This is a genomic window from Nocardia sp. GP40, from assembly GCF_050434125.1.
Classification (GTDB): Bacteria; Actinomycetota; Actinomycetes; order Mycobacteriales; family Mycobacteriaceae; genus Nocardia; species Nocardia albiluteola.
The window spans coordinates 22,431-47,839 of record NZ_JBNPVW010000011.1 but is presented as its reverse complement, the minus strand read 5'-3'; the positions used below and the strand labels follow the sequence as shown (position 1 = coordinate 47,839).

24 protein-coding genes are annotated in these 25,409 nt (G+C 68.1%); 11 read left to right on the top strand and 13 right to left on the bottom strand.

The genetic code is table 11. From position 1 onward, the window contains the following. Positions 1-177: 177 nt before the first annotated feature. Positions 178-1,656 carry a 30S ribosomal protein S1 gene (gene rpsA, locus ABH933_RS29390; protein ID WP_215923285.1) on the top strand — a complete coding sequence of 493 codons (1,479 nt, stop codon included), beginning with the start codon at positions 178-180 and terminating at the stop codon, positions 1,654-1,656. Positions 1,657-1,774: 118 nt separating this feature from the next. Here rpsA and ABH933_RS29385 read toward each other — a convergent pair whose 3' ends face one another. Beyond that, positions 1,775-2,017 (bottom strand): muconolactone Delta-isomerase family protein, encoded by a 243-nt coding sequence (locus ABH933_RS29385; protein ID WP_429422503.1) that lies wholly within the window; start codon positions 2,015-2,017, stop codon positions 1,775-1,777. A gap of 53 nt (positions 2,018-2,070) precedes the next feature. Continuing rightward, positions 2,071-2,676, bottom strand: a complete 606-nt coding sequence (locus tag ABH933_RS29380; RefSeq protein WP_429422505.1) for a nuclear transport factor 2 family protein — start codon at positions 2,674-2,676, stop codon at positions 2,071-2,073. Between the two features lie 102 nt (positions 2,677-2,778). Here ABH933_RS29380 and ABH933_RS29375 point away from each other — a divergent pair, with 102 nt between their 5' ends. Then, positions 2,779-3,966 carry an amidohydrolase family protein gene (locus ABH933_RS29375; RefSeq protein WP_429422507.1) on the top strand — a complete coding sequence of 396 codons (1,188 nt, stop codon included), beginning with the start codon at positions 2,779-2,781 and terminating at the stop codon, positions 3,964-3,966. Here the strand turns inward: ABH933_RS29375 and ABH933_RS29370 are convergent. Together ABH933_RS29370 and ABH933_RS29365 are read right to left on the bottom strand one after the other, a co-directional pair. Beyond that, the gene (locus ABH933_RS29370) at positions 3,926-4,426 is read right to left on the bottom strand and encodes a MarR family winged helix-turn-helix transcriptional regulator (RefSeq protein ID WP_429422509.1); all 501 of its coding nucleotides are present in this window, start codon (positions 4,424-4,426) and stop codon (positions 3,926-3,928) included. The two genes, ABH933_RS29375 and ABH933_RS29370, sit on opposite strands and share 41 nt — an antisense overlap. A 772-nt stretch (positions 4,427-5,198) precedes the next feature. Beyond that, a complete protein-coding gene (locus ABH933_RS29365; RefSeq protein WP_429422511.1) occupies positions 5,199-5,423 on the bottom strand; it encodes a hypothetical protein in 225 nt (74 codons plus the stop codon). Positions 5,424-5,708: 285 nt separating this feature from the next. Here ABH933_RS29365 and ABH933_RS29360 point away from each other — a divergent pair, with 285 nt between their 5' ends. The 3 genes from ABH933_RS29360 to ABH933_RS29350 all read left to right on the top strand — a co-directional run bounded on the left by ABH933_RS29360 (position 5,709) and on the right by ABH933_RS29350 (position 9,726). Beyond that, on the top strand, positions 5,709-6,983 hold the full coding sequence (locus ABH933_RS29360) for a sigma-70 family RNA polymerase sigma factor (RefSeq protein ID WP_429422512.1): 1,275 nt from the start codon (positions 5,709-5,711) through the stop codon (positions 6,981-6,983). Between the two features lie 125 nt (positions 6,984-7,108). Then, positions 7,109-8,041, top strand: coding sequence for an SMP-30/gluconolactonase/LRE family protein (locus ABH933_RS29355; RefSeq protein WP_429422514.1), 933 nt, complete (start codon positions 7,109-7,111; stop codon positions 8,039-8,041). A 155-nt stretch (positions 8,042-8,196) separates the two neighbouring features. Beyond that, positions 8,197-9,726: an alkaline phosphatase family protein gene (locus tag ABH933_RS29350; protein ID WP_429422516.1), complete on the top strand. Its 1,530-nt coding sequence runs from the start codon at positions 8,197-8,199 to the stop codon at positions 9,724-9,726. Positions 9,727-9,744: 18 nt separating this feature from the next. Here ABH933_RS29350 and ABH933_RS29345 read toward each other — a convergent pair whose 3' ends face one another. Next, positions 9,745-9,957 carry a hypothetical protein gene (locus tag ABH933_RS29345; RefSeq protein ID WP_429422518.1) on the bottom strand — a complete coding sequence of 71 codons (213 nt, stop codon included), beginning with the start codon at positions 9,955-9,957 and terminating at the stop codon, positions 9,745-9,747. A 321-nt stretch (positions 9,958-10,278) separates the two neighbouring features. On the opposite strand from ABH933_RS29345, the gene coaE reads away from it, so the two are divergent. After that, complete coding sequence (coaE, locus tag ABH933_RS29340) at positions 10,279-11,466, top strand: dephospho-CoA kinase (RefSeq protein ID WP_429422520.1); 1,188 nt, start codon at positions 10,279-10,281, stop codon at positions 11,464-11,466. Between the two features lie 7 nt (positions 11,467-11,473). On the opposite strand, the gene ABH933_RS29335 is transcribed toward coaE, so the two are convergent. From ABH933_RS29335 to ABH933_RS29320, 4 genes are all read right to left on the bottom strand, one after another. Continuing rightward, positions 11,474-12,001, bottom strand: a complete 528-nt coding sequence (locus ABH933_RS29335) for a DUF402 domain-containing protein (RefSeq protein ID WP_429422522.1) — start codon at positions 11,999-12,001, stop codon at positions 11,474-11,476. A gap of 80 nt (positions 12,002-12,081) precedes the next feature. Then, positions 12,082-12,684: a hypothetical protein gene (locus ABH933_RS29330; protein WP_429422524.1), complete on the bottom strand. Its 603-nt coding sequence runs from the start codon at positions 12,682-12,684 to the stop codon at positions 12,082-12,084. A gap of 237 nt (positions 12,685-12,921) precedes the next feature. Further along, positions 12,922-13,710 carry a hypothetical protein gene (locus tag ABH933_RS29325; protein WP_429422526.1) on the bottom strand — a complete coding sequence of 263 codons (789 nt, stop codon included), beginning with the start codon at positions 13,708-13,710 and terminating at the stop codon, positions 12,922-12,924. Continuing rightward, entirely contained in the window at positions 13,707-14,006 is a 300-nt protein-coding gene (locus tag ABH933_RS29320) for a PadR family transcriptional regulator (RefSeq protein ID WP_429422528.1), read from the bottom strand. Before ABH933_RS29320 ends, ABH933_RS29325 begins: the two co-directional genes overlap by 4 nt. Positions 14,007-14,127: 121 nt before the next feature. Here ABH933_RS29320 and ABH933_RS29315 point away from each other — a divergent pair, with 121 nt between their 5' ends. Beyond that, entirely contained in the window at positions 14,128-15,138 is a 1,011-nt protein-coding gene (locus tag ABH933_RS29315) for a hypothetical protein (RefSeq protein ID WP_429422530.1), read from the top strand. A gap of 60 nt (positions 15,139-15,198) precedes the next feature. Then, a complete protein-coding gene (uvrB, locus tag ABH933_RS29310; protein ID WP_429422532.1) occupies positions 15,199-17,367 on the top strand; it encodes an excinuclease ABC subunit UvrB in 2,169 nt (722 codons plus the stop codon). 62 nt (positions 17,368-17,429) lie between these two features. Here the strand turns inward: uvrB and ABH933_RS29305 are convergent, their stop codons facing one another. Together ABH933_RS29305 and ABH933_RS29300 are read right to left on the bottom strand one after the other, a co-directional pair. Continuing rightward, entirely contained in the window at positions 17,430-17,837 is a 408-nt protein-coding gene (locus ABH933_RS29305) for a DUF3224 domain-containing protein (protein ID WP_429422534.1), read from the bottom strand. A 9-nt stretch (positions 17,838-17,846) separates the two neighbouring features. After that, a complete protein-coding gene (locus tag ABH933_RS29300; protein ID WP_429422536.1) occupies positions 17,847-18,332 on the bottom strand; it encodes a VOC family protein in 486 nt (161 codons plus the stop codon). Between the two features lie 77 nt (positions 18,333-18,409). Between ABH933_RS29300 and ABH933_RS29295 the strand changes: the two genes are divergently transcribed. After that, complete coding sequence (locus tag ABH933_RS29295) at positions 18,410-19,273, top strand: AraC family transcriptional regulator (RefSeq protein WP_429422538.1); 864 nt, start codon at positions 18,410-18,412, stop codon at positions 19,271-19,273. A gap of 409 nt (positions 19,274-19,682) precedes the next feature. After that, positions 19,683-20,138, top strand: coding sequence for a universal stress protein (locus tag ABH933_RS29290; protein ID WP_429422540.1), 456 nt, complete (start codon positions 19,683-19,685; stop codon positions 20,136-20,138). Positions 20,139-20,224: 86 nt separating this feature from the next. On the opposite strand, the gene ABH933_RS29285 is transcribed toward ABH933_RS29290, so the two are convergent. Together ABH933_RS29285 and ABH933_RS29280 are read right to left on the bottom strand one after the other, a co-directional pair. Then, positions 20,225-22,519: a HelD family protein gene (locus ABH933_RS29285; protein ID WP_429422542.1), complete on the bottom strand. Its 2,295-nt coding sequence runs from the start codon at positions 22,517-22,519 to the stop codon at positions 20,225-20,227. Positions 22,520-22,667: 148 nt separating this feature from the next. Then, complete coding sequence (locus ABH933_RS29280) at positions 22,668-24,011, bottom strand: diguanylate cyclase domain-containing protein (RefSeq protein WP_429422544.1); 1,344 nt, start codon at positions 24,009-24,011, stop codon at positions 22,668-22,670. A 242-nt stretch (positions 24,012-24,253) separates the two neighbouring features. Between ABH933_RS29280 and ABH933_RS29275 the strand changes: the two genes are divergently transcribed. Then, positions 24,254-25,405, top strand: a complete 1,152-nt coding sequence (locus ABH933_RS29275; RefSeq protein ID WP_429422546.1) for a beta-ketoacyl synthase N-terminal-like domain-containing protein — start codon at positions 24,254-24,256, stop codon at positions 25,403-25,405. Positions 25,406-25,409 lie beyond the last annotated feature (4 nt).

The window sequence follows — 25,409 nt, the reverse complement described above, 5'->3', positions numbered from 1 at the left end:
GGTACGCACATGCCGTTATCACTCGTGAGCTGTGAGTTCAGGGCAGGACAGCGTTGTGCGCTGACACGGCGATGTGCTGTGCAAGGTCCAACGTAGCCCCCTAGCTGTGCAGTCACAGCAAAACCGAGAGTTCCAATGTCCACTACCGACCACAATCCGTCCGGAGCAACCCCACATATGCCCACCACCATCACCTCGCCGCAGGTAGCCGTCAACGACATCGGCACTGCCGAGGACTTCCTCGCCGCAATCGACAAGACGATCAAGTACTTCAACGACGGCGATATCGTCGAAGGCACCATCGTCAAGGTCGACCGCGACGAGGTTCTGCTCGACATCGGTTACAAGACCGAAGGCGTGATCCCGTCTCGCGAACTGTCCATCAAGCACGATGTCGACCCCAACGAGGTCGTTTCCGTGGGCGATGAGGTCGAGGCCCTTGTTCTCACCAAGGAGGACAAGGAAGGCCGCCTGATCCTGTCGAAGAAGCGCGCGCAGTACGAGCGGGCGTGGGGCACGATCGAGGAGCTCAAGGAGAAGGACGAGGCCGTCAAGGGCACCGTCATCGAGGTCGTCAAGGGCGGCCTGATCCTGGACATCGGCCTGCGTGGCTTCCTCCCGGCGTCGCTGGTCGAGATGCGCCGCGTGCGCGATCTGCAGCCGTACGTCGGCAAGGAGATCGAGGCCAAGATCATCGAGCTGGACAAGAACCGCAACAACGTGGTCCTGTCCCGCCGCGCCTGGCTCGAGCAGACCCAGTCCGAGGTCCGCAGCGAGTTCCTGCACCAGCTGCAGAAGGGCCAGGTCCGCAAGGGTGTGGTCTCCTCCATCGTCAACTTCGGCGCGTTCGTCGATCTCGGCGGTGTCGACGGCCTGGTGCACGTCTCCGAGCTGTCCTGGAAGCACATCGACCACCCGTCCGAGGTCGTCGAGGTCGGCATGGAGGTCACCGTCGAGGTTCTCGACGTCGACCTGGACCGCGAGCGTGTATCGCTGTCGCTCAAGGCGACTCAGGAAGACCCGTGGCGTCAGTTCGCCCGCACCCACGCCATCGGCCAGATCGTGCCCGGCAAGGTCACCAAGCTGGTTCCGTTCGGTGCGTTCGTGCGCGTCGAGGAGGGCATCGAGGGCCTGGTGCACATCTCCGAGCTGGCCGAGCGCCACGTCGAGGTGCCGGACCAGGTTGTCGCGGTCGGCGACGACGCGATGGTCAAGGTCATCGACATCGACCTGGAGCGTCGCCGGATCTCGCTGTCGCTGAAGCAGGCGAACGAGGATTACCACGCCGAGTTCGACCCGTCGAAGTACGGCATGGCCGACAGCTACGACGATCAGGGCAACTACATCTTCCCCGAGGGCTTCGACCCCGAGACCAACGAATGGCTCGAGGGCTTCGAGAAGCAGCGCGAGGAGTGGGAGGGCCGCTACGCCGAGGCGGAGCGTCGCCACAAGATGCACACCGCGCAGATGGAGAAGATGGCCGCCGACGCCGCCGCCGAGGCCGCCAACGGTGGACCGCAGAACTACTCCTCCGAGAGTGGCGCGCAGGCGAGCAGCTCGTCGTCGTCTTCCTCCTCGTCGGAGTCGGCCGGCGGTTCGCTCGCGAGCGACGCGCAGCTGGCCGCGCTGCGTGAGAAGCTCTCCGGCAACGCGTAATTCGCATGCTCGAAGGGCCCCCGGATCCATTCGGATCCGGGGGCTTTTTCGTCGGATCACCGGGCTGCCGCGGTCGGTCGCAATCCGCACGTAGCCGGGATCCCATACGACCGTCCGTCTAGCGCGACCCACGTATCGCTGTCGGGTCGTTGTGGTGCGGCCGCAGCGCGGTGACCTTGACGTCCATCCACGGTCGCAACGGCAGTGTGCCCAGCACCGCCAGCCACCACAACCGGGCCAGGTGTCCGGTCGCCGTGAGTTCCTTGACTCGCACGTTTTCGGCGGCCCGGCGGGCGTCGACCTCGGACTGCTCGGTGCCCTCGGGGATGGTGGTGGTGAGCTCGACGATGAATTCCCGCATTGTCCCGCTTCCCTCCGGTCTTGATATCGATGTGCTGTGGGTGGCAGGCCGGGTCAGTGCGGCAGGCCGGCCCAGGCGTAGGCGTCGTCGTACAGCGCGGTGAGCTCGGCGGGCCGGTCGACGCCGTAGCGATCGGCCGGGATGGTGTACCCGAGCTCGGTCATCCAGAGGCTCAACATGCGATAGGACGGCCGAGTGCGCGCAAGGTCGTCCGGGTTCAGCGTCGGTGTGGCTGTGGGGATGGCCGGGGTCATCGTGTCGTGGTCGAAGATCGCGACGGACATGGCGAACTGCCAGCCGCCATCCCATTTCTCGGCGCGATGCAGCATCCGCATGTGCGCGGCGACGTCGACCTCGACGCCGCGGAAAGTGCCGCGGAACTCGATGGTCATCGGCACCTCGACGATCGCGCGGGTGCCGTTGACGTCGATGACGGGCAGTCCGAGGCGGTGGCCGGACGGGGTCTGGTCGAACATTCGCTTGGACAACTCGATGTACTCGACCGCGGTGCCGTCGAACCAGCTCGACTGGATCGTTGCCTCCGGTGTGTAGCACCGCGCGAGGATGGACCACCAGCCCCGGTCGCGGGCTTGCCGCTCATGGGTGACCAGGGTCAGCACACTGGCCAGGTCGGAGTCGTTTTCGGAGATGGGCCGCATCACACGTTCCTTTGGTCGGACCGAAGTCTTGTCGTGTCGCTTTGACGCCACCGCGCCGGCGTCTATGGTTTAGTATATACCAACACTTATATAGGAGAAGTCATGGCGCGATATGTCATCGAGGGTGCCCGAGTGTTCGACGGCGAGCAGTTGATCGGAGTGCGGACCGTGGAAGTGCAGGGGTCGCGAATCGTCGCGGTCGGCGCACCCGTGCCTGCGGCGGCCGAGCGAGTCGACGGCAGTGGTGCCACCCTGCTGCCCGGCCTGATCGACGCGCACACCCACGCCGACCTGGAAACGCTCGGCCATGCCCTGCGATTCGGGGTGACCACCGAGCTCGACCTGTTCTCATTCCCGCAAACGATGGCGGAGGTTCGGCGCGCCGCCGCCGAACGGACCGACATCGCGGATGTCCGTTCGGCCTCGGTGGGTCTGACCGCACCTGGCGGGCATCCGACGCAGCTCCGAGGCAATCAGAACGACCCGGAACTGCCGACGGTCGCCCGGGCCGAGGACGCCGCCAGCTTCGTCGACGAGCGGATCGCGGAAGGCGCCGACTACATCAAGGTGCTCATCGAGAGCGGCAAGACACTCGGCAAAGACGTCCCCGTCGTCGAGGAAGGCGTCGTCAAGGCGGCGGTGGCCGCCGCACACGATCGCGACCGCATGGTGATCGCCCACGCGCTGACCATCGAGGCGACCCGGCAGGCGCTGGCCGCCGGTGTGGACGGGTTCGCACACCTGTTCATCGACGGTCCAGGCACGCCCGATCTGGTCGAGGCGTTCCGTGCGGGAGGGGTGTTCCTGACCCCGACGCTGAGCGTGCTGGCCTCACTCACCAACCAGCACTTCGGTGCCGACCTGGCGCGCGACAGCCGGGTCACCGGTCGCCTACCGCAGTCCTGGATGGACAATCTCAGCGGTGACTTCAACAGATTCCCGACCGGGGACTTCGATGCCGCCCTGGCCGCGGTGAAGGCAATGCACGCGACCGGCGTGCCGATCCTCGCCGGCACGGACGCTTCCCACCTCGGTGCGCCCGGCATGGCACACGGGGTCAGCCTGCACGGCGAACTGCAGCTGCTCGTGCGGGCCGGTCTCACCCCGACCGAGGCGCTGCGGGCCGCCACCAGCGTGCCCGCGACGACGTTCGGCCTCGCCGACCGCGGCAGGATCACACCGGGCGCGCGCGCCGATCTGCTGCTGGTGGACGGCGATCCCACCGGCAGGATCGAGGACACCCTGTCGATCAGGGATGTGTGGCGGAGCGGATCCCGGACAGCCCGCTGAGATCATCGGGGTCCGACCTGGTCGAGGCCGGGAGGGCGGCCTGCGCGATCGACTGCAACGAGGTCCGCAGTGTCCGAAGAGTTCCGTCGGTGAGGCCTGCGAGCAGACGAGTCATCACGTCCTCGACGATGGTGTTGCAACGTCGCGCGAGCTCGTCGCCCTCCGGGGTGATCCTGTGCAGAATCGCCTTACCGACACCGGGCCTGCGTTCGAGCAATCCGCGCTGTTCGAGGCGGGCGACCACAGCGCCCGCGGACTGATCGGACTGCCCGGTGAACAGTGCCAGCGCGTGGGTCGAGGAATCGGGCTCGGCCGCGACGGCCAGCAGTATGCCCCACTGTGGCAACGTCATCCCCACCCGGGCGAGCGCGGCCTCGCAGGCCATCTGCTTGCGCAGCTGCGCCCGCCGCAGCAGCACCGCGACATCTACACCGCTGGGCACATCCTGATCGGCTGTCATCCCCACAGTGTAGGACGATCTCCCGCTCCTTATATAAGGACACGTATATGCGGGTGCTCCGACCGGCCGAGCCCTGGCGCGACTTGCCTGACCGCTACACCCTTTTCAGGACCGCCGGCGGCCGCGTTGGGCCCTCCGGGTACGGCTGACCCGCGCGGGCCTCGCGCAGCGCCCTCGCCCACCAGATCAGCTGATCCAGCAGCACTTTCGCCGCTGCTTACGGCCTTTCAGGGGCCGACAACACGTCGGCCTCGTCGAACCGCTCCGAGTGTCGGTCGAAGCTGACCGAGTACCGCACCGTCACCGCGTGAAGCTCGGCGAAGACTGGCCGGAGCTGAAGGAACACCGCGCCGAGACAGGCACCATCGCCGACGGGCCCGGCGCACAGCGGTGCTGGCGGCGGAGGCGACCAAGACCTGCGAGCTGCCGGTGCTGAGGTCGATCGCCCCATATACCTGCCGGTCGCGGATGAGGTGTTCGGCGGCCGCGGTGTCGGCGACTTCGGTGATGTCGAATCCACCCGGCACACGGTGGTCGAGTCCGGTACGGATCTGCGCGACCGCAGCAGGCGGTCCGGCCACGGCGATCGGAACATCGTGGACCGACGACCGCGCCGACGGCCAGGCGAAGGCGATGAGCAACACGCCGACGATCGTGGTCAACAGGAGGACTGCTGTAGCCACCGTCGGCCATCGCGAAGGAAGCGGATCAGTGGCGAGGGGTACTCGTGCGGGCATGTCTGCTCCTCGAACATTAGGGCCGAGACCGGTGTTTACCGCAGGGTGAGCGGGGTTTCGGCGTAGATACGGGTCAGTTTCTGTGGGTTGCGGACGAAGTAGAGGCCGATGATGCGGGTGTCTTCGACGTGCAGCGCGATGACGCCGTCGAGCTCCCCGCAGACGTGCAGCGCCAGCGCGGCGCTGCCGTTGATCGTGGTCGGCTCGACGGTGAGGGTGACGTCGTTCTTGGTGAGGCCGCCGACGATGAACCGGGCCACCTTGTCGGCGCCGATGACCGGCCGGGGGTGTGGCCTGTTTGATACCGCCTCCGTCGCTGATCGCCACGACGTCGGGTGCAAGGACGTCGAGCAGGCCCTGCAGGTCGCGTGTCTCGAGCGCGCGCCGGAACGCCGCGACGGTTGCCTGGGCTTGGCGCGTGGTGACCGTGCGGCGTGGTCGGCGGGCTTCGACGTGGCGGGGGGCGCGGTGGGCGATCTGATGCACGGCGGCGGCAGTCTTGTCGACTGCGGCCGCGATTTCGTCGTAGCCGAATCCGAAGGCACGTGGCGCGATTCGAGGCCAGCCGGATTCGACTGGCCTCGCTCGCCTACCGTCTGCTCGGCTCGGCCGCCGACGCCGAGGACACGGTGCAGGACGCGTTCCTGCGGTGGCAGGCCGCCGACCGGCAGTACATCGAGGTGCCCGAGGCCTGGTTGACCAAGATCGTTACCCACCTGGCGCTCGATCGGCTGCGTTCGGCGACGACGCGACGTGAGCGCGCGGTCGGCGCCTGGATGCCCGAACCGCTCCTCGCTGGTGACCCGATGCTGGGCCCGGCAGACACCGTCGAGCAGCGCGAATCGGTGACCCTGGCGGTGCTGACGCTCATGGAGCGCCTGTCGCCGGTCGAACGAGCCGTCTACGTACTGCGCGAGGCCTTTGCCTACAGCCACACCGAGATCGCCGAAATCCTCGGCATCACCGAGTCCGGGAGCCAGCAACACGCCCACCGAGCCCGGCGTCGAATCGCTGTCGCTGGCAACAGTTCCCAGATCGACCGTGCCTCCGCGCGCCGAGTCGTCGAGGCGTTCGTCGCTGCCGCCTCCTCTGGCCGGACCGAGCGGCTGGTTGCGCTACTGACCGACGACGCGACCGGCATTTCCGACGCTGCGGGGCTGGGGCTGGCCGAGAAGCTGATCCGGTACTCGACCCCGCAGCGGCTCGCCGGCGCGGTGCGGGCGGGCTTCACACCGTCGCCGGTCAAGCGCGCACCTGGAGCAGGGGCGCGAGCGGCGCCCCTCCGCGCAGATACTCGAGGCGCTGAGCCGGGCGCTGCTGCTGAACGAGGCGCTACATGGCCATTTGTACCAGCTGGCCGGTATCGCACCGCCCGCGCGCGTGCCTCGCACGAGACGGTCGGCGCCACCCTGCGGCAACTGCTGGAGAGTTATTCGGCCGCACCGGCTTTCGTGTTGAATCCGGCCTTCGACATGCTGGCCGTCAACGGGATGGCCGAGGCGTTCTCCTCGCCGTTCCCGCGAATCGACAATCTGGCGCGGATGACCTTCCTGGAACCGGTCGCCCGCCGCTTCTGCGTGGACTGGACGTGGACGTGCCAGGCGATGGTGGCGGGCCTGCGGCAGGCCGGCGCGCTGTATCCGGACGATTCCCGGATACGGCACGTGATCGGCGAACTCACCGAAGCCAGTGGCGAATTCGCCGAGCTGTGGCGTTCCTATTTTCGACGTGCGCGGGGCCGTGGGCCAGCGGCTGATGGTCTATCTGTCCGAGCCGGACAGCCCCAGTGCGGCCGCGCTGGCCCGATTGGCCGACGGTAGCCGGTCGCGGTGACCGTGTGCCTGGGGGCATCACACCCAGGCACGCGGACGGCCACCGTGCCTACCATTACTGAGCCCGCTGCGAGCCGCTCTTGCAGCAATACCCTCGTGAAGCAGGAGGACTCGTGCCGGATATGCGGCCGACCGCGCCCGTACAGCCCCGTCGCCGGATTCGTCGTCGCCGGATCGCCCTGTCGTGCGCCACCTTTCTCACCCTCGCGGCCGCCGGTGTCGCGGGGCCAGCGATCGCGCGGTCGCAACCCGTGTCCTGCCCGCGTGCCACCGCGACCACCGTCGTCGCCGCGGGCATCCCCTATGTCGACTGGGCCGAGAATCTCGGCTACGACGCGCAGGGCAACCTGTGGGTATCGCGGCTGTACCGGAACGAGGTGCAACGGTACGACCGGGCAGGCCGCATCACCGCGACGGTCACCGTGCCCTCGCCGGGCGCGATCCGTCTCGGTCCCGATCGACTGCTCTACGTGGTCTACGGTGACAATTCGACGAATCTGCTGCCGGGCGTTCACGACAGCGGTGTCGTCCGGTTCGACCCCACCGCCGTCGCGCCACGGCCCGAGACCTTCGTGCGCGGACTCACCATGGCCAACGGCGCCGCGTTCGACGCCGCGGGCAATTTGTATGTGGCCGATACGGGATCCGGCGTCGTCCGTGTTCGCCGCGACGCCACCATCGACACGGCCTGGACCGCGCAGACCAAGGTTTTCGGAGTGAACGGCCTTGCGGTGGACGGTGATTCGGTCTACACGACGGTCTACCTGACCGGACAGGGGCGAATCCTGCGGATTCCGATCGCCGCTCCCTCCCGGAGCTACCCGGTCGCCGGCCTGGGCCTGGCCGACGACCTCGCCGTCGGCCCCGGCGGATTCCTGTATGTCGCAACTACTTCCGGTCATCTGGTCCGTGTGGACCCCGGCGGCCACGGCACCTGTACCCTGCTCACCGCGGGCCCGATGGCGGCGGTGGCCACGGATTCCCGCGGCGATCTGATGGTCGCCACCGGCCGCGGCGACGTGCTGCGCGTCCAGCTCGACGGCTGAGGAGACCCGCGCCTCGGCGATCGGTCCATTCATGGTCATTAAGGTATGTCTGTGATTTGGCCCCACCCGGTGGTCGTTCGGCTGATTGCTCGGTAGCCTCGCCTCGGGCTTGAAATTGACCTGTTTCACATCATGCGGAAGGCTGGCTCTGCGGCATGGGACTCTTCGACGGCATCAATCGCCGTGACTTCCTCGCGAAGGCGATGACCGCCGGCGGGGTGGCCGCCATGGCCGCGCTGGCGAATCCGATCATCGAGCGGGCGTACGCCGCCGATCCCGCCGGCATGGGCGGGCTGGGGGACATCGAGCACTTCGTTTTGCTGATGCAGGAGAACCGCTCGTTCGACCACTATTTCGGGACGATGCCCGGGGTGCGGGGATTCGGCGACAAGTCGGCGGCCTGGCAGCAGCGCGGCTACGCACCCGGCGTCGGCCCTACCCCGAACGGACACATCGTGCCGTTCCGGCTCGACACCACCCGTGGCGCGAGCCTGGACGGGGAGTGCATCAACGATCCGGATCACACCTGGCCCGGCATGCACCAGGCCTGGAACGGCGGGCGCAACGATCAGTGGATGCCGATGTCGATCGCCAGCGTCGGCGCCGGAAACGGCCCCGCGGCGATGGGTTACTACACCCGCGAGGACATTCCGGTCCATCACGATCTCGCGGACGCCTTCACCCTCTGCGATCACTACCACTGCTCGGTGCTGGGCCCGACCGATCCGAATCGGCTCTACTGGATGTCGGCCCACATCGATCCGGAGGGCGTCGCCGGTGGCCCGCTGGTGGAGACGCCGACGGTACTGCCGCAGAACGCCTACAGCTGGCGCACCATGCCGGAGAATCTGTCCGCGGCCGGGGTCAGCTGGAAGATGTACAACAACCGCGACGCCGGCCCGATCTCCTCGGTGTTCCTGGACGGCATGCTGGGATGTTTCAAGCAGGCCGCGGATCCGAACTCCGAATTGGCCCGGCGCGGCAAGGATCCGGTCTTCCCCGCGGACTTCGCCGCGGACGTGGCCGCCAACCGGCTGCCCTCGGTGTCGTGGGTGATCCCGCCGCTACTCAATTGCGAACATCCGGCGCTGCCGCCCGCCTTCGGGGCCGTCGGCATCATGCAGGTGCTGGATATTCTCACCTCGAATCCGCGTGTCTGGGAGAAGACGGCGCTGATCGTCAGCTACGACGAGAACGGCGGATTCTTCGACCATGTGACCCCGCCGACGGCGCCGCCGGGCACGCCGGGGGAGTTCCTGTCCGTCGATCTGAAGCGGGTGCCCGCGGCCAAGGGGGTCGCCGGACCCATCGGATTGGGTTATCGCGTCCCGTGTTTCGTCGTCTCGCCGTATTCGCGGGGCGGGCTGCTGGCCTCGGAGACCTTCGACCACACCTCGCAATTGCGTTTGCTGGAACGGCGTTTCGGTGTCGAGGTGCCGAATCTGACCGCCTGGCGGCGCGGCGTCACCGGCGATATGACCTCGGCCTTCGATTTCGCGTCCAAGCCGGATGCGGTGCCGCCGCGAATCACCGATCCCAATTCCAAGACCGCCGCCGCAACCGCACAGTGCGGCCCGAATATGGCGCTCGGCACGGCGGACAAAGCCATTCCCTATCCGGTGCCGCCGAATTCGATGCCGACCCAGCCGCGGGGTACCCGGCGCCGCCCCAGCGGATTGGTGTAGCGGGTCCGGGCGGACGTATCAGACCGCGGTCGCGGGCACCCAGGGAACCGCGGCCAGGGCGGTGCGCCGGCGTATGGATGCCCAGCTGTGACGGGCCGGATTGATCAGAGCGATGATCCAGGTCCGGCGGTATTGCGCCAATGCGGTGGCGACGGCGGGGTTTTCGAGGCAGTGCACCCCGCCCGGCGTACCCAGTCGGTGGCGCCCCGTCCGGATGTTTCGGATGCCCAATGGTGTTCCTTTGCTTTGCTGGTCTGCGGCGAACATTAGCGGAACAAAAGTGTGCGGCAGTTGATTTTGATCGACTTGTGTCCCGGCGTGTCCGGAAGAATCGGGCTCCAGGTTGGCGATGTCCGGAAAAAAGTATCGAATCGGTATCGTCGTTGTCACGGAATGGGAAATGTGCCCGATATGCCGTGAAATGCGGTGGGGAACTGGGTAATCGGCGGAGTTGTCCGGCGCTGACGCCTACCGGACCAGGGGATGAGCTCGGCCGGTCGGTCCAGCGGGGTGAGCCCCGCACGTCGGCGGGACGGATGCGAGACTGAAGGGATGTTGCGAATCGGTCTCACAGGCGGCATGGGCGCCGGGAAGTCGACGGTCGCGCGGATGCTCGTCGAGCGGGGCGCGGTCCTGATCGACAGCGATGCCATCGCCCGCGAGGTGGTGGCGCCCGGCACCGAGGGGCTGGCCGCGCTGGCGGAGGCATTCGGGCCCGGCATTCTCGCCGCCGACGGCAGCCTGGACCGCCCCGCGCTGGCGGCGGTCGCCTTCTCCAGCGACGAGGCCCGCGCCACCCTGAATTCCATCACCCATCCGCTGGTCGGCAGGCGCCAAGCCGAGCTGATCGCGGCGGCGCCCGCGGATGCGATTGTCGTGCAGGATATTCCACTGCTCGTCGAGAACGGGCTGGGCCCGGTGATGAGCCTGGTACTGGTGGTCATGGCCGACGTCGAGACCAGGGTGCGGCGGCTCGGGGAATTTCGCGGCATCGCGCGCGAGGACGCACTGGCGCGCATCGCGGCGCAGGCCACCGACGAGCAGCGGCGCGCGGCGGCGGATGTGCTGCTGGACAACAGCGGGACCCCCGACGAGCTGGAGCCGCAGGTGCACCGGCTGTGGGAGGAGCGGCTGGTGCCGTTCGAGCGCAATCTGCGGACCCGGACCCGGAGCCCGCGCCGCGAGGTGCGCCTGGTCGCGCCGGATCCGGCCTGGCCGGCGCAGGCGCAGCGGCTGATCGGGCGGCTCGCGGTCGCCTGCGGGGCCGCGGCCCGCCGCATCGATCACATCGGCTCGACCGCGGTACCCGGCCTGCCCGCCAAGGATGTCATCGACATCCAGGTCACGGTCGCCGACCTGGCGGCCGCCGATGCGCTGCGGGAACCGTTGCAGGACGCTGGGTTTCCGCGCGCCCCCTATCTGGCCGACGATCCGAAGCCGGGCACCGATCCGGCGATGTGGGCCAAGCGCATCCATGTCAACGCCGATCCGGGCCGTCCGGCCAACATCCACGTGCGGGTCGACGGCTGGCCGGGGCAGGTGTTCGCGCTGGCGTTCCGCGACTGGCTGCGCGCGGAGCCCGCGGCGCGCGAGGAGTATCTGACGATCAAGCGCAAGGCGGAGATCAGCGCGGCGGGCGCAAGCGGGGAGGCGGCGATCGAGGCATACCTCGCCGTCAAGACCCCGTGGTTCGACGAGGTCTATCCGCGGGTACTGGCCTGGGCTCAGCGGGCGGAGTAGCGCCGCGCTACATCCAGGTCAGCGTGATGCCGTGGGCCTCGGTGATCCAGCGCTCGAAGTTGTGCCCGTGCGCGGCGATGCCGTCGATGGCGGTGGTGGCGACCTGGATCGCGCGCTGCGCCTCGGCCAGGGTGAGGAAGCCAGCGGCATGGGCGGCCAGTAGTTCGTCCACGTCCAGCAGCTCGACGTCGCGGCCGGTGCGCACGGTCAGGTCCAGGTAGTGGTCGATCGAGCGCCAGCGGCCCGGCGACACCTCGGCGAAATCGCCGATGTCGATGTAGTAGTCCTGGTCCCGGTTGTGTGCCGGGGTGTAGTGAAAGACCGTGGCGCGCAACGACACCGACGGCAGGAACCAGGACTCCAGGTAGCGGAACTCGGTATGGTCGGCCGTGCGGGCCATGTACAGCCCCCACGGCTCGACGTGATAGCGCTCGACGGTCCGCACAAATCCCTTCGGATCGGTGTTGGTGAGCTCACCGATATCGAAGTACTCGACCTTCGGCCGATGCAGATGAACAGCCGGTGCCTGCGTCATGCCTGCATAATCTACCGGTGTTTGCGCCGGCGGTCATTGTGTTTGCGCCGCGGTGAGCAACCCCCGGGCCAACCACGGCGTCACAACCAGGAGAGGGTGATGCCGCGCGACCCCAGCCAGCGCTCGACGTGATGACCGTGCGCGGCGATGCCGGAGACCACGGTGTTGGCCCGCTCGATGATGCGCTGGGCCTCGGTGGCGTCGACATATCCCGCATCGTGGGCGGCGAACAGGTCGTCCACACCGTGCAGCTCCGGGGCGTGGCCGTTGCGGCAGACGATGTCGATGTAGTGGCAGATCGCGCGCCATCGCTTCGGCTCGATTTTCGAGTACTCGCCGACGTGGACGTGATACACCGGGTCCCGGTCGTGCGCGGTGTTGACGTGGCTCATCGTGATTCGCACCGCGGGTTCGGGCAGTAGCCAGGTCTCGGTGAAACGCTCGGGCGAGGCATCGGCCGAGCGCATCAGATAGAGCCCCCACGGCTCGGCGTGATAGCGCTCCACCGAGTGGACGAAGCCACGGGCGTCGGTCTTGGTGCAATCCGCGATGTCGAAATATTCGATCGACGGACGGTGCGGAACTCGCGCGGGCGCCTCGGCGGCTCGCGGCGTGGTGCTGTGCGGCTGCGCACTGCCGAGCAGGGTGCGTGCCGCAGTGCGCAATGGTTGGAGTCCGGTCATTGCACTGCCCTTCTGAAACTGCCTGGGAAACCGGGTTGACAGTACACCTGGATAGCCTGCCGCGCGTGTGCATAAACACACATGTGGCGCGTCGTGACGAATTCGCCACCGATCGTGAACCAGCTTGCGGCACCGGACAATTCGGACACAACCGGAGCGATCCGGTCATGTGTAATTGATATTGTCCCGAGATGAGAGGGGGGTGGATGGTGTGATTACCCGGGCGTGTGGGTGGCGTCAGGCGCGCGTCGCGTCTTCATCGTCGGTGAGCGAGGGTAGCTCGTGAACCGTTCCGGAGAGGGTGATGCCCAGCGCGAACAGCAGCACGCCCGATGCCGCGGCAACCACATCGAATGCGGTGTCGGTGACGGCGAAGGCGAGCAGCACCGCCGCGGTGACCACGCCGGTGGCCGTCAGCACGGCCGTCCCGGCGATCGAGCGTCGCCGGCCCGGCGCGACGGCGATGTCCGGGCCGAGATTCGCGAGCATCCGGCAGCCGTTCGCCGCCGCCAACAGCCATGCGCCCCACCAGATTCCGAGCGTCGCAAGCCGTGGCGCCGGTGGCGAAGCGGCGGAAACTGTTCCGGTGTGAACCAGGAGCACCACCCCCGCGATGAGCACGGCGGGCAGCGCGAGGCCGAGTACGCAACGCCGGATCAGGACGCCGAGGGCGCGGCGATTCCCTCTGGGGCGCGGGGCGACCAGCAGCAGCCCCACCGCCAATGCCAGTCCGCAGCCGTGCAGGATGGGCGGGAAGCGGGAACCCCCGTCCTCGGTGGTGAGGTTCGCGACGAACCAGCCGTCGCCCGCGACCGCGATCGCCATGGCCGCGGCACGGGCGCGGCGCTGACCGCCGTGGCGGGTGGGCCAGAGTGTCGGATGCAGCCACATGTCGAGCGCCCCCGTCGCGACGTTCGGCCAGGAACGGAAACCGGTGGCACGAACCGTCTCGTGCAGTTCATCTCCCCAGCGCTCACGGCACGGCCTCGGATATAGCCGAATCAGTGCCCGTTCGACGACGCTCATGCCGGATTCACCCCGAGCTGCCGCAGTCCGTTCGACGCGAATCGGGCCATCGAACGCAACTCGCTTTCCAGCAGCTCCTGCCCCTGGTCGGTCAGGCGGACCGGGCGCTGCCGCCCGGAACCGTCGGCGGCCTCGATCAACCCCTTCGCCTCCAGCCGAGTCAGCGCTCCGTACAGACTTCCCGGACCGAGCCGCTGACCGGTGGACTGTTCGATGGCGGCATTGATGGCGTAGCCGTGCAGCGGTCCTGCGGCGAGCGCGCACAGGACCAGCAACTGGGCATCGTTGGCGAGCATCGCCGAACCTCCTGGACTGCCGGTGATCTCGCACACTAGTACATATGACGTAATACGCGCTACGTACTACGCTCTGCGTACTAGACGTGCCCGATGAGCGAATACGAAAGTGGTGGTTGTTATGGCGGAGTCGGTGGCGGGCACTGACCTGGACCTCGAGCGGAAGATCCGGTCGGCGCTGCGATGGTCGCTGGTGGTGGCGGCGGGCTTCGTGGCGTTTGCGTGGATCACCACGCAGGTGAAGACCGTCCGCGCCGCCAGCCCGTGGCAGAACGACCCCTACGACGTGGTGGTGTCCTTCACCGAATTCCTGGTCCCGGCCCTGGCCTGCCTGGTGGTGGCTCGAATGGTGTTGCGGCGCAGCGGGGAACCCCAGCCGAGCTATCGCACCGTGCAGCTGCTTCGTGCTGCGGCGGCCTCAACGCTGCTGGTGACGGCGACCATGATCGCCGATTGGATCGCCGTCGTGGTTCGAGCCGGCCTGCGCAGGTGGAGCGCGCCGACCACGCCGTTGCTCGTGGGCGCGCTCGCGCTGCTCACGGCGGGTGCGGTGACGAATGCGGCGGTGCAGCGCAATGCATTGGGGCGTTTGCCTTCCGCGCACATTCGCCGCGGTGATCGGCTCGACGATCTGGTGCCGCTGGTGACGCTCGTGACGGGCCGCGATCCGGAGCACTGGGCCCATCGATGCGCGCCGATGATCGCATTCGTCCGCCGCCACTTCATTGCTGTCACCGCGCTCGCGGCGGTGACATCCGCACTGGCACTGGCGCTCACGCAAGCCGTCGGCGAGGGCTGGACCGATCCACTGTTGTTCGTGTTCGCGGTGGTCGTGGCCGCCGGGGGATTCTTCGCGGCCGCGGTCATGTGCAACGGGTACCTTGTCGTGGTGGCTCGTCCCCGGGCGACCGGGCGCGCCCGCCGGGCGCTCCGGGCGGCGGGCGTATGCGGAGCATTGGGTCTCCCCGCGACGGTTGCCGTACGCGCCGGGATCCTCCACGTCATCGGTCACGACCACGACGTTTCCGTAGCTCACTTGCTGGTGCTGATACTCGCGGGTGCCGCCTTGGCGGCGGCCGTGGCGTTCGCCGCCGCCCTCGTTCGTCGCCGGCCTCCGGCTCCGGAACGGTGACCGGCCCGGTCGGGGCGGTGAGCGCTGCTTGTTGTCGGTGGGTGGTCCTACTCTGTGGACATGGCTTTCGCATCCGAGATTCCCGCAGACGCCAACACACCGCTGGCGCATTCGGAGTTCCGGCCCATCGGCGCGATCGAGCGGTCCGAGGGCCGGTTCGAGGTGGTCAGCGAGCACAAGCCCGCCGGCGACCAGCCGGCCGCGATCGAGGAGCTGGATCGGCGCCTGGCGGCGGGGGAGCGGGACGTGGTGCTGCTGGGCGCCACCGGTACCGGTAAATCCGCGACGGCCGCGTGGCTCATCGAGCGCACCCAGCGGCCCACGCTGGTCATGGCGCCGAACAAGACGCTGGCCGCGCAGCTGGCCAACGAGCTGCGGGAGATGTTGCCGCACAACGCGGTCGAATACTTCGTCTCGTACTACGACTACTACCAGCCCGAGGCGTACATCGCGCAGACCGATACGTACATCGAGAAGGACAGCTCGATCAACGACGATGTGGAGCGGCTGCGGCACTCGGCCACGTCGAGCCTGCTCTCCCGGCGCGATGTCGTGGTGGTCGCCTCGGTGTCGTGCATCTACGGCCTGGGCACCCCGCAGTCCTACCTGGACCGGTCGGTGGAGCTCGAGGTCGGCACCGAGGTCGAGCGGGACAGGCTGCTGCGGCTGCTGGTCGATGTGCAGTACACGCGTAACGACATGTCCTTCACCCGCGGTTCGTTCCGGGTGCGCGGCGACACCGTCGAGATCATCCCCTCGTACGAGGAGCTGGCGATCCGGATCGAGTTCTTCGGCGACGAGGTCGAGGCGCTGTACTACCTGCACCCGCTCACCGGCGATGTGGTGCGCCAGGTGGACATGGTCCGCATCTTCCCCGCCACGCACTATGTCGCGGGCCCGGAGCGGATGGAGCGGGCGGTCCGCGATATCGAGACCGAGCTGGAGCAGCGGCTCGCCGAGCTCGAGCGCCAGGGCAAACTCCTCGAGGCCCAGCGCCTGCGCATGCGCACCCAGTACGACCTGGAGATGATCCGGCAGGTCGGGTTCTGCTCGGGCATCGAGAACTATTCGCGCCACATCGATGGCCGCGCGGCCGGCTCGGCCCCGGCGACGCTCATCGACTACTTCCCGGACGACTTCCTGCTGATCATCGACGAGTCGCACAACACGGTCCCGCAGATCGGCAGCATGTACGAGGGCGATATGTCGCGCAAGCGCAACCTCGTCGAATACGGCTTCCGGTTGCCGTCCGCGGTGGACAACCGCCCCCTCACCTGGGAGGAGTTCGCCGACCGCATCGGCCAGACCATCTACATGTCGGCCACGCCCGGCCCGTACGAGCTGGGTCAGAGCGCGGGTGAATTCGTCGAACAGGTCATCCGTCCCACCGGCCTGGTCGATCCGCACGTCGTGGTGAAGCCGACCAAGGGCCAGATCGACGATCTGGTGCACGAGATCCGGCAGCGGGCCGAACGCGACGAGCGGGTGCTGGTCACCACCCTCACCAAGAAGATGGCCGAGGATCTGACCGACTATCTGCTCGGCCTCGGCGTCCGGGTGCGGTACCTGCACTCGGAGATCGACACGCTGCGCCGCGTCGAGCTGCTGCGCCAGCTGCGCCTGGGCGAATACGACGTGCTGGTCGGCATCAACCTGCTGCGCGAGGGCCTGGACCTGCCCGAGGTGTCGCTGGTGGCGATTCTTGACGCCGACAAGGAGGGCTTCCTGCGCAGCACCACCAGTCTCATCCAGACCATCGGCCGTGCCGCGCGCAACGTCTCGGGCGAGGTGCACATGTACGCCGACAAGGTCACCGCCTCGATGCGCAACGCCATCGAGGAGACCGAGCGCCGCCGCGCCAAGCAGGTCGCCTACAACGAGGCGCACGGCATCGACCCCAAGCCGCTGCGCAAGAAGATCGCCGACATCCTCGACCAGGTGTATCGCGAGGCCGACGAGCCGGTCGAGGTCGGCGGTTCGGGCCGCAACGCGAGCCGTGGCCGCCGCGCCCAGGGCGAGCCGGGGCGCGCGGTCAGCGCGGGCGTCTTCGAGGGCCGCGACATCAAGTCCATGCCGCGCGCCGAGCTCGCGGATCTGGTCAAGGAGATGACAGACCAGATGATGAACGCCGCCCGTGAGCTGCAGTTCGAGCTGGCCGGCCGACTTCGCGACGAAATCGCAGACCTGAAGAAGGAGTTGCGCGGCATGGACGCCGCCGGGCTGAAATGAGTCCCTCGGGGGAGGGCTGCCAGCGACAACTCGCGGCGGATGAGCCTTCGTCAGGTTGTCGGTCAGCGCAGTTCGTAGTCGAACCAGATGCGATGGGTGTTGTCGGCGTCGACGGCGATGCCGCCGGTACCGGTGATTCCCGCGAGATCGCCGGTGCCGCTGGCGGGGACGATCGTGAAGAACTCCGCGGACCGGTCGGTTCCGGAGGTCGTGGCCGAGTGTGCGAAGCAGAAGGTACCCGCCGAGCCGTTCACGCTGCCCTCGAACGACTCCATCGCCAGATAGGTCCCGACCCCGGCGGCCTGATCGAACGCCGCAGTGAACAGGGTCGCCGAGCGTCCCGACACCTCGCCGTCGAACAACTTCTCCATCCGCGCAACGCCTACAGGCACGGCCGTGGGGATCGCGGGGTCGGGTTTCACGTCGGTCGGGACGAAGGATTTCACGCTGAATGTTCCGGTTGCTCGCATGGCAGGGTCCTATTGGTCCGATTCGTTCGACTGGTTCGCCATCCACTCGTTGACGCGGCGCTCCGCCTCCTCGCGGGAGACGTCCTCGACGCGGGTCATGATCACCCACCGGTGGCCGAAGGGATCCATGACCAGGCCGAAGCGGTCGCCGGTGACGAAGGTCTCCGGATCGGTCACGCGCTTGGCGCCGTGCTCCCGGGCCAACTTCGCGACCGCGTCCACGTCGGGGCAGTAGTGCACGACGCTGGTGTGCACCCAGTCGGGGTTCGGGGCCAGCACGTTCTCGCTCGGGATGGGCATCCCCAGCTGGAAGGTGGAGTCGCCGACCTTCAGCTCGGCGTGCGCGGCCTGCCCGTCGGGCAGGTCGTTGCGGCTCAGCACTTCGGCGCCGAAGACCGCGCCATAGAACTCGATGGCGGCGTTGGCATCGGGTACGGCCAGGAAGCAGTTGATCGAGTGGTAGCCCTCGGGGATCGGATTCACGCTGTTCGTCATGTGCACAACTCTGCCGGTTTGCCGGGCGCGACTCTTGTAAGAACGCGACAGCGCGCGGATTGCGGGGCGGCCATCCGATGACATCGCCTGCCGATCGCCCGAAAGACCCTGTGCTGAAACGTGTTCCGGTCCCGCCGCCGGAGGTCACCAAGGGAATCCTGCGCCCGCGACGGCAGGAGGAGCACCGCACGCTGACCAGGTTGCCGGCCGGGCCGGAACTGTCGCAATTCGTGGAGTGGTACTGGTGTGTGCAGTGGGATCTGCGCGGGCAGCCGCCCTATGTGGCCGAGGTGCTGTCGTATCCCAGCGTCAATGTCAGTTTCGAACGCACCACCTCCCGGACAGGCGGCTTCGTCAACGGGGTGTGCACCACGAAATTCACGCGTGAACTGTCCGAGGAGGGCGAGACGTTCGCCGTGAAGTTCCGGCCCGGCGGCTTCGGCGCGTTCACCGGCCTCGATGTCGGATCGTTCCGCGATGCGGCGGTCGAGCTGACCGAGGTGCTGCCGCGGGCGCGCGGTCTGACCGAACGGGTGCTGTCCGCGCCCACCGTCGAGACCCGCCGCGATCTGCTCGAGGACTTCTTCGGCGAGGCGGCCCGCACCGCCACCGTCGACGACGCCTACCGCCTGGTCCTGCGGATCATCGCGGCGATGGAGTCCGATCGCGAGCTGACCCGCGTCGACCAGGTCACCGAGCGTTACGACATGTCTATCCGCACTCTGCAGCGGCTGTTCCGGCGCTACGTCGGCGTAAATCCGAAATGGGTGCTGCGGCGCTATCGCCTGCAGGACGGCGCGCAAATGCTCGCCGACGGACGCACCGAGGATCTCGCCGCGCTCGCGGTCGAACTCGGCTATTTCGATCAGGCGCACTTCTGCCGCGAGTTCGCGACGGAGGTTGGAATGGCGCCGCTGGAATACGCCCGATCCGCAGTGTGACCGCCGGGACGCATTTGCCCGCGAGCCGTGCGGCGCTGCGTCGACGACCCTGTTACCGGGGGAATTTGGGACAATTCACGATAATCTCCCGGTATTTCCGGGCGAACCTCCAGCTGCTCGCGTGATCGGCTGCCCGCTCGCACCGCTCGTGTGACGGAAATCCCAGTGCCGCAGGACCGTTCGCGATTGCGGTGTGCGTCGCGGCATTGCCCGGTCCGGCGGAATAGGCGCTGGTAGTGAAGGCCATTTCGGAAATGTGTGGCGGGCGCGACACGGCATGCCGGTGTGATGTGATGCAGTTTCGGATTTTTCCGGCTCGGCAGCGGTTATGGTCTAGCGCAGTTGCCGCGCGGAGGCCGAACATCGGGTTCCTCTGCGCCGCCCGACCACTTGTACGTTTGGAGGAAAGATGACCACCGCCTACCGGTCCATTGTCGTCGGTACCGATGGCTCGGACTCGTCGTACGTCGCCGTCGAGAAGGCCGCCGCCCTGGCCGGCGCCGCGGGCGCCACCCTGTACGTCGCCTGCGCCTACTACCCGACCGACGACCGCGACGTTGCCGCCGCGGCCGATGTGCTCAAGGAGGAGGCCTATCAGGTTCGCGGCTCCGCGCCCACCAACGAGATCCTGCGCATCGCGCGCGACAGGGCCCTGGCTGCCGGCGCCACGAACGTCGTCGAGAAGGCTGTCGTCGGTGAGCCCGTCGAGTCGCTGCTGAACCTGGTGAAGGAGGTCGAGGCCGACCTGCTCGTCGTGGGTAACCGCGGCCTCAACACCCTCGCCGGGCGCCTGCTCGGCTCGGTCCCCTCGGACGTCGCCCGCAAGTCCCGCTCGGACGTCCTGATCGTCCACACCGTGCGGTAGGCATCGGCGCGCGGCGACACGCCGCTTGTTCGACCATGTCTGACGGCCACTCTCGTCACGAGAGTGGCCGTCACGCGTTCGGGCGTTCAGCCCAGCGCGTGCAGTACCTCGGGCAGTTCCCCGCTGTACACCACCGACAGTCGCTGGGTGGCGCGGGTGAGTGCGACGTAGAGATCGTTGAGCCCGCGGGGGGATTCGTCGAGGATGTCCTGTGGCTCGACCAGGATCACCGCGTCGAATTCCAGGCCCTTCACCTCCGGGACCGTCAGGACGCGCACCGAGTCGCCCGCCAGCTCGGCATAGTCGCCGGCGATCGAGTGCGGAACCAGAACCGCGGTGGTGCCCGGACGGTCGGTCTCCGAATCCACCAGCGCGCGAACGGTATCCACCGATTCGCTGGGGGCGACGCGGACCGCGGTAGGGGCGCAACCGGATTCGCGCACCGAGCGGGGCGCGGTGGCGCCGGGGTCGATGGCCGCGAGCACGTCCGCCGCGACGGCCATGATCTCGGACGGTGTGCGGTAGTTGACCGTCAGCTCGGTGAGCTTCCAGCGCTGGGCGACATAGGGTTCCAGCATGCGCTGCCAGGACGAGGCGCCCGCCGGATCGCCGGTCTGCGCGACGTCGCCGACGACGGTGACCCAGCGATTCGGGATGCGCCGCATCACCATTCGCCACGCCATCTCCGAAAGCTCCTGCGCCTCATCGACGATCACGTGGCCGTAGGTCCAGGTGCGATCGCCCGCGGCGCGTTCGGCGGTGGTCTGGCTGGTGCGCACGTGCTGGCGTTCGGCCAGCTGTGAGGCGTCGATCAGGTCGTAGGCCATCAGGATCTCCGGATCCAGATCGTCCTCGAGATCCTGTGGGGCGGAACCGGTCAGGATGTCCAGCGCGTCCTGAGCCTCGGCCAGCTGGGCGCGCCAGCGGCGGCGCGCCCGCTCGCGTTCCTCGGCGTCGTCGATGCCCAGCAACTCTGCCAGCTCGTCCAGCAGGGGCGCGTCCGCGGCGCCGAAGTTGCCGTCGTCCGGCCGGAACAGCTCCTTGCGGTCCTCCGGCGTGAGCTGGTCGGCGGCGCGCGCGAGCCGGGCCGGATCGGCCCACAGGCCCGCCAGCACCTCCTGCGGCGTCAGGATCGGCCACAGGCCGGCGATCGCGCGCTGGATCTCCGCATCGGCGCGCATCTCGTCGCGAATCTCGGTCAGATCGGCCTGGCTCAGCAGGTTCTGGCCGCCGGACAGGTCCCTGCCCATGGTCTGGGCCAGCTGATCGGTGAGCGCGTCGAGCACCGAGGCCGCGAAGACCGGCCGGGCCAGGTTGTGGGGCCGCCGCGACGAGCGCGCCCGCCCGCGGGCCTTGGTGACGATCCGGCGGTCGATGGTGATCTCGTAGCCGTCGAAGCTCAGCCGGATCGGCTCGGCGGGCACCTGCTGCCAGTCGCGCACGCCCTTCTTCAGCACCTCGATCATGTCCAGCGAACCCTTCAGCTCGCCGGCGCGCAGCGAATCCTCCAGTGTCGCACGCACTCCCGGATAGAGGTTACCGATCGTGGACAGCAGCACCCCGGTCTCGCCGAGGGAGGGCAGCACCTGGCCGATGTAGTCCAGGAAGGTCGAGTTGGGCCCGATGATCAGCACGCCGGACTTGTCCAGCTGCTTGCGGTACGTGTACAGCAGGTAGGCAGCGCGGTGCAGCGCCACGGCGGTCTTGCCGGTGCCCGGCCCGCCCTGCACCACCAGCACGCTCCTGTGCTCGGACCGGATGATCGCGTCCTGCTCGTGCTGGATGGTCTCCACGATGTCGGCCATCTGCCCGGTGCGCGCGGCGTTGAGCGCGGTCAGCAGCGCGCTCTCGCTGCCCACGCCGGTGTCGGATTCGATTGCGCCCTCGGCGCGCGCCAGGTCCAGATCCAGGTATTCGTCGGTGACCGTGGTGATCGCGCGATTGCGCGAACGGATGTGCCGACGCCGCGTGACGCCGTCCGGGGTAGCCGTGGTGGCCAGGTAGAACGGGCGCGCCAGCGGCGCGCGCCAGTCCAGCAGCAGGGTGGCGTAGTCGTCGTCCTCGTCCAGGATCCCGAGCCTGCCGATGTAGCGCTGCTCGGCGGTGCCGTCCTCGGCCAGATCGATCCGGCCGAAGCACAGGCCGTGTTCGGCGGCGTCGTACTTGGCCAGGTCCTCGGTGTACAGCTGGGTGAACGACTCGCGCTCGCTGCGAGCCTGCGGGGTGCCGCCGGTCTCCAGCAGCACCGTGCGCAGCCGTCGCTGGGCGTATTCGCGCATTCCGTCCAGACGCTGGTAGAGCAGCGTGAGGTGGGTCTGCTCCCGCGCCAGTTCGGCGGTGTGGCCGGTCGCCGGGTGATCCTCGGTGAGGCGGTCGGGCAAGACGAACTCCTTGTCATCACGGTCGGCCGGGCGGGCCGCGACGCGAAGGGAAAACAGAGTTGTCGATTCTAGTTGGCATTGCCCGCGCTCGCCGTATTCGCAGGTGAACGCGGGGTTGCCGGGACGAATACCACCCGGGAACCCGGGCTCAGGAGGCGTGTGTGCTGTTCGGCCGCAGCCCCATCGGCGCGCCGTCGCGATGCGCGGCCGGCTTGGCCTGGTACATCGCGACGTCGGCGTCGTTCAGCACCGCCTCGGGCGTGCGGGTGTCGCCGGGACGCAGCGGGGTGATCCCGATGGAGGCGTCGATGTGGATGCGGTGCCCGCGGGCGATGATCGGCTCGGCCATGGCCTGCCGCAGGCGCAGGACCCAGACGTTCAGATCGACCGGCAGGGTGCGCCCGGACAACAGCACCAGGAACTCGTCCCCGCCGATGCGGCCTACGACGTCGTCCTGGCGCAGGCTGCGCTGCAGGCGCTGGGCCACGATCTGCAGCACGGTGTCGCCGATCGCGTGACCGAGGGTGTCGTTGATGGATTTGAATCCGTCCAGGTCGATGAACAGCACCGTCGACACGGGCAGACCCTCGCTGGTGCCCAGCGCGGCGGTCAGCCGGGAGAGCACCAGGGACCGGTTGGCCAGTCCGGTCAGCGGGTCGTGGGTGGCCTGGTATTCCAGCTGCCGCCGGCTGGCCCGGAACTCGGTGATGTCGTTGAACGAGGACACCGCGGGCGAGTCCGGATCGCCGGGATTCAGCAGCCGGGACGACCCCGAGAGCCAGCGGCGCTGCCCGTCGGGGCGGTCCACGCCGAAGACGTACTTGGCGATCGTCTCGCCGGTGGCGAGGGTGCGCGCGACGGGATGCCGGGCGGCGGACATCGGCTGGGCGTTCGCGTCCAGCAGGGACAGCGGCAGCGCCGCGATCGCCGTGCCGACCAGGTCCCCACCGTCGTGCCCGAAGATTCGCAGCGCGGCCGGATTGATCGACTCGATGCAGCCGCCGCGGTCGATGACGACCACGCCCTCCTCCAGCTGGGACACGACGGTGGTGAAGTGCAGTTCGGCGCGGCGCTGGGCGGCCTCGGCGAGGCGCTGCGGGGTCAGGTCGTGGATCACCACCTGATAGGCGAGACGGTCGTACCAGACGGTCAGCACCGACACGGTTTCCACGTCGACCCGCCGGCCGTCGACGCGGATCAGGGTCATCTCGGCGGGTTCGGATGCGTCACCGGTCTCGGTCAGGCAGGCGATGCGGGCCCGCATGCCGGGGGCGTCGCGAGGGTCGACGAAGCGGGCGACGGGTTGGCCGAGGAGCTCGGCGACGCAGGTAGCGCCCAGTAACCGCACGATTGCCGGATTTGCGTAGACGAGGTTGCCACGCTCGTGTACGACGACACCGTCCGGGCTGTGTTCGACCAGGGTGCGATACCGCTGCGCCAGCTGTTCGGCGTCGATGGCGGCGTCACCCGGGTCGTTGCCCACCTCAACCACATGTGCCCCCTGATCATTGACTACTCATGTCATTTTCAGCGCGGGATCATTCGGAATCGGCGTGCAAAGGATCACAACGCCGACGCTATCGGATCGATCACAGTTCGGGTTCTACATCGGGGGTAGATCGGAGACCACTACAACCAAGAGTTTGCTCAGCGATGGCCGACAATTCGCTATCCTGCTCGAACCCGGTGAAGGAGCGAGCTATGCCAGGCAGCACCCCGAGACACCAAGATCATATGACGATTGCCGGGATCGGCGTCGTCAGCGGTTACGGCTGGGGGCGCGAGGCCATGTGGCGCGGGTTGCTCAGCGGAAAGTCGGCCGCTCGGCTACATCCAGGGTACGGGCCCGGACGCGACATGCACGCATGGGTGGCGCTGGTACCCGACGGCGGCGATCCCGCGATCAGTTCCACGCTCTACGGGCGGTCCACGCACGAGTCCGCGCGCGAGGCCGTCGAGGACGCGCTCGCGCGGGGCTGGCGGCCCGGCCGCACGGTCGGGGTCCTGCACGCGATCGTGCTCGGTGACGTGCGCAACTGGCGGGATTTCTACACCGTCGACGAGGGCCACCGGCGCTCGCGCGACTACCTCCGACTATTACCCTCCACGCCGATCGCGGTGCTGATGCAGGAATTCGGCTTCCACGGACCGTCGATGAACGTGTCCGCGGCCTGCAGTTCGGCGAACGTCGCGCTGATCACCGCCCGGATGTGGCTGGATCAGGGCATCGCCGACGACGTGATCTGCGTGACCACGGACCTGTCGGCGACCCCCGACATGCTCGAGCACTTCGTCAGGATGGGCGCGGCGGTGGACGACGCCGAGGCGCTCGACGCGTGCCGCCCGTTCCAGCAGGGTAGCCGCGGTTTCTGCATGGGCGAGGCGTCCGCGGCGTTCGTGCTCACTCGCGACGCGGACGCGCCGTACGCCGACGTGCTCGGCGGCGCCATGACCAACGACGCCTATCACGTGGTGTCGGTCGAGCCGAGCCACGAACAGATCTTCGACTGTGTCACCCGCGCCCTCGACGTCTCGGGGGTTTCTCCGGAGCAGGTGCGGTACTACAACGCGCACGGGCCCGGCACCCGCCAGTGTGACGAGGCCGAAACCGAGGTGCTGGCAAGGATTTTCGGTGATCGGCCGGAGATGTACTCGGTCAAGCCGCTGACCGGTCACTGTCAGGGCGCGGCCGCGGGGGTCGAGGTGGCGGTGGCCGCACTGGGCTACGAGCGCGGCATCGTGCCCGCCGCACCGATCGTCGCGCCCGCGCACCCGCGGCTGCTGGATGGGCCGGTCCCGTGCGAGGGCGGGATCACGGTGAAGACGTCGCTGGGGATGGGCGGCCACAATTCGGTCGTCGTTCTGGGTGAGCATCGCGCCCAGTAGTCTG